The 4,529-nt window shown below is 46.3% G+C and carries 2 protein-coding genes; both read right to left on the reverse strand.

Annotated elements, in window-relative coordinates:
• Positions 1-311: 311 nt before the first annotated feature.
• Positions 312-515, reverse strand: a complete 204-nt coding sequence (locus tag AC13FX_RS00020; protein ID WP_482878364.1) for a hypothetical protein — start codon at positions 513-515, stop codon at positions 312-314.
• A gap of 958 nt (positions 516-1,473) precedes the next feature.
• On the reverse strand, positions 1,474-3,867 hold the full coding sequence (locus AC13FX_RS00025) for a TonB-dependent receptor domain-containing protein (RefSeq protein WP_482878365.1): 2,394 nt from the start codon (positions 3,865-3,867) through the stop codon (positions 1,474-1,476).
• Between the last annotated feature and the right edge of the window lie 662 nt (positions 3,868-4,529).

Below are 4,529 nucleotides of genomic sequence, written 5' to 3' on the forward strand. Positions count from 1 at the left end.
GGATCCTGTAGATCATTCTTCTGATCCTGTAAATTCCGGTTCAAAACGAGGCAGTAACCAAAGCCCATGCTTTGCTATCAATTTTGCCAGACATAAATTGCGTCCTTCTCCTTGCGAAGGAGAAGACAGATGAGGTCGTGAATAGGGCAACGAAGTAGAATTGACCCGTGAAGATCCTTCGGTTCCTCAGGATGACCCTAATTAGGGGTGTGTATACCTAATCGAACCCCTGACAGTCGGCGGATCAGGATGACCCTATGAATATCGAACACTCAACAACGAACACTGAATTTCGAAGTGGATGCTGTAGATCATTCTTCTGATCCTGTAAATTCTACTTCAGTATTCAGTGTTCGATATTCGACATTCAATATTCCACCGGAAGTCTCCCCTTGAGAGGGAGAAGGAAAATCTGCTTGCTGATTTTGCAGAGGGGTGTACGGAGGTGGATGCAGGGACTTAACCCCGATTCTATCACTTTTTGATGCTGCAGCCTGCGCCCCAGACACTGGCATCTTTTACCCACCCCTTGATCTCCGCCCAAGCGGGGAAACTCTGATATGTCTGCTGATGTGAATACTACACTTTGAAGTTAATACTTACTATTAGATTCCCGACTTCTCGGGAATGACCTTCTCTGCTACCAAAGCGTTCCCTTACCCTGCGGCGGTGGATTCAATTTTCCGGCTTAACCTCAACGAGCCGTAGGGCAAGGGACAGGGATTGGGTTGTGAATACGGGCAACCGGGTAGTTTTGACCGGGGATGAAAGTCGACATAGGCAACTAGCTATGAATAGGCAAGATCCTTCGAGCACTCAGGATGACGCCTAATTGGGGTGTGTAAGCCTAATCGAACCCCTTACACCCTCCGCCAGGCTTCGTATTCACTCAGCCCGGTACCTCCCTCAAGGGAGGACTTTTTGAATAACGAATATCCAAAAAGGAATACCCAATATCGAAGTGGATGCTGTAGATCATTTATTTATTCCTGTAAATCCTGGTTCAACTACACGGCACTAACCAATGGCTGTTATGGATTTACTATTTACCAGGTATATAAGGCGTCCTTCTCCTTGCGAAGGAGAAGACAGATGAGGTCGTGAATAGGGCAACGAAGTAGAATTGACCCGTGAAGATCCTTCGGTTCCTCAGGATGACGCTAATTAGGGGTGTGTAAGCCTAATCCAACCCCTGCCAGCCGGCGGATCAGGATGACCTCTAATTGGGTTAGGATGAAAGTTCAAAATCAGTGTTCGATATTCGTTATTCAATATTCCACCGGAAGTCTCCCCTTGAGGGGAGAGGGTAAATCAGCTCGCTGATTTGACCGAGGGGTGTACGGAGGTGGATGCAGAGACTTAACCTGATCAGGCTAATTTACTAGCTGATGACAGGCTTTCGGGACGATATTCGTTACTTTATCACTGGGTGTTTATGCCTTGGTCCACGGTTTCCTGTTCTCCGTCAAAAGCCTACCGCCCAAAATTGTAGCGGAAATTGACCCGTACCGTACGGCTCGACCAACTATACCGGCTGTTGGAGTATGTAAACGGCTCAATAACCTCCCGGTCTCCATTACGTGTATTGAAAAGATCCCTCACATTAACAGAGATAGTCGCTTTTTCATCCAACAGTTTACGAGACAATCCACTACCCACAAAAGAACGAGAGGCTCTTCTTCCCTGGGTTGTTTCACTCGGTCCGCGATAGTAGAAATAGGACTGAAAATTCCAGTTCTCAAGGAACGTCCAACGCACCCTTAGCCGACTCGTGAAATTATCTGACTGACTCGCATAGACGATATTCTGAAACTCCCCTTCCGATTCAGACTGATACAGGTTCAAGCTTCCTGACAACTGCAGGCTTTCGGTGATGTCCTGATCGGCTGATAGCTCGACACCCCAGGCATCTTCCGTAGCAAGGTTGATAGGCGTTCGCGTGGTGATACCATCATCCGATATGATGGAAACACGTTCTATGACCTGCGTACGGTGGCGATAATAAAAACTGGTAAGTAAAGAACCGGATTCCCAGTATCTCAAATATCCGACCTCATAGGAATCGCCGAATTCTGGTTCGAGATCAGGGTTACCGGTTCTTCTATTTCTATTGTCTGTGATCTCAGTATAGGGCAACAGATACCACGATCTTGGCCTTGAGATCCTACGACTATAACTCGCCTGAAAGGAATTTTGTTCATTTAAAGTATAAGAAAGAAACAGACTTGGAAACAAATTGATATAATTTTGATCGCTTCCCTGTCCGCTTCCGGTCAATTCTGTTTCAATACGGGTGTTTTCAGCCCGCAGACCAAGCTGGTAGGTAAATGGCTTGAGTTCTCCGGAGTAAATGGCATAAGCAGAATTCACATTTTCCAGGTACTCGAAGTTATCAGTTGCACCGAACTCTTCCGTTGCCTCGGTCCACATTCCATTCAGAAATTCCTCTACCAGATAATCACTGTCTTCGGTTTCATAGTTGAACCGAAATCCGGCTTCGAATTTACCGCTTTCACTGATGGACCGCTCATAATCTACATCCACCCGAAGGTCGCGATAAACCTCATTTCCAAAGGTTCGCTGCCGTTCCTCCTCGCCGATACCACTAATGATCCTTTGATCCAATAGGGAGCTTTCCTCCTCGGTTCCCCATTCAAAATCAGCATCGGCTGTCAGCATATGGTCATCATTGCCACCAAAGATCTTTTCATACTGGATCCTGGCTTCATAGTCTGATTCATTTTGTTCATCACTTACATCTCTAACACTTTCCGCAATGATCGGCCAACTATTATCTACTGACCGGTAGATCTCATCATTCGAAGGGTCATAGTCGGTGTAGTTAACGTTCCGGTCTTCTTCACCTGACTCTAAATTCAGGCGTCCCTCGATCGTCAACACCTGATCGGCCGGCAGAAAGATATCGGCTCCCAGGTCCAGGCTACCTTCGATCTCTTTCTCATCCCAGTCGCTGCTTTCGCTGTACGCAAAGGTAGTATCCCGGCTAAAACTCTGGAATGTTCGGCTTGAACGCGGATCCTCTTCATACTCAAACTGCGTATTCATAAACCAGTTGATGCTCTTTCGCTGATAATTCAGGTTAACTCCTATCGAGTTATCCTGGGGAATTCCGGTATTCAACCGAACGCTACCATTCAAACCCAACTCTGCATCATCTACCAGGATGATATCGATAATTCCGCCCGTGCCATTGGCTGAATATCGAGCAGAAGGATTTGTGATGATCTTGACTTCCTCGATCAATCCGGCCGGAATACTGCTCAGAGCATCGGTCCCGTTACGAACCAGATTGGATGGACGCCCATTGATGAGGATCTGCACGCCCTGATTTCCCCTTAAGCTCACATTCCCCTCAAAATCTGTGGTGATGGATGGCACATTATCTAAAACATCCAATGCCGATCCACCCAAACTCGTCACGTCCTCCTCTACATTAAAAGTTCGACTATCAAAATTCATCTCCATATATGAACGCTGCCCCTGAACTTCCACTTCACCCAACTCTGATTGTGTGGGCTGCATCTGAACGGTGCCCAGATCCAGGGTTTGTCCTTCCTCCAGCTGTACCACCTGTTCAAGGTCCTCAAAGGATAGAAAGGTAATTCGCAAGGTATATTCGTTCGGCTCCACCTGAAGGCTGAAGTTTCCGTCAACATCCGTGACGGTACCGGATATGAGTTGTTCCTCATTATCATTGATATCGTAAACGGCAACCGTAGCGTTGGTAAGGGGCTCGGATTCATTATCCACCACCTTACCGGTGATCTCAGCATTTTGCCCAAATGTGGATACGGGTAGTATCAACCATAATAGTGATAGAAATAAAGCAGGTATTTTAAAGTGCATGCGTGTTCTTTTATGAATAGTCATGTACTTAACTAAAACTACGGCTGTCACGTTGGGTTCATTTTTCTAACCCATCGGATTTTATTTCATTTTTACATTTTTAAAGAGAAGTAAATTGGGGTTTGTGTTTAGTGTTTAGTGTTTAGTGCTTAGTGTTTAGTGGGTGTGTTTGACCGGGGACCGGGGACGGATGACGGGGTGGAAGTCGATATAGACAACAGGCTATGAATAGTCAAGATCCTTCGGTTCCTCAGGATGACCCCTTATTGGGGGTTTGTAAGCCTAATCGAACCCCTTACACCCTCCTTGAATATCGAAGTGGATATCGTATCTCATTTTAGTTGTCATCCCGAGTGCGTACTGAGTAGCAAATGGAAATTAAGTCAAACACGAGGGATCTCAAAGTCTGCTCTGGCAGCTAGGTCTGTATTTGAGATCCTTCGCGGTATGCCTCCCAAACCCGCATAAAGCCTCACTTCGCTCAGGATAACCCGGTGAATATCGAATATCCAACACGGAACACCCAATATCGAAGTGGATCCTGTAGATCATTCTTCTGATCCTGTAAATTCCGGTTCAAAACGAGGCAGTAACCAAAGCCCATGCTTTGCTATCAATTTTGCCAGACATAAATTGCGTCCTTCTCCTTGCGAAGGAGAAGA

The organism is Gracilimonas sp. B-17 (assembly GCF_056857935.1).

Excerpts from the sequence above, each read along its gene's own strand:
- AC13FX_RS00020 (WP_482878364.1), bottom strand. The coding sequence starts at position 515 with ATGCCAGTGTCTGGGGCGCAGGCTGCAGCATCAAAAAGTGATAGAATC.
- AC13FX_RS00025 (WP_482878365.1), bottom strand. The coding sequence starts at position 3,867 with ATGCACTTTAAAATACCTGCTTTATTTCTATCACTATTATGGTTGATA.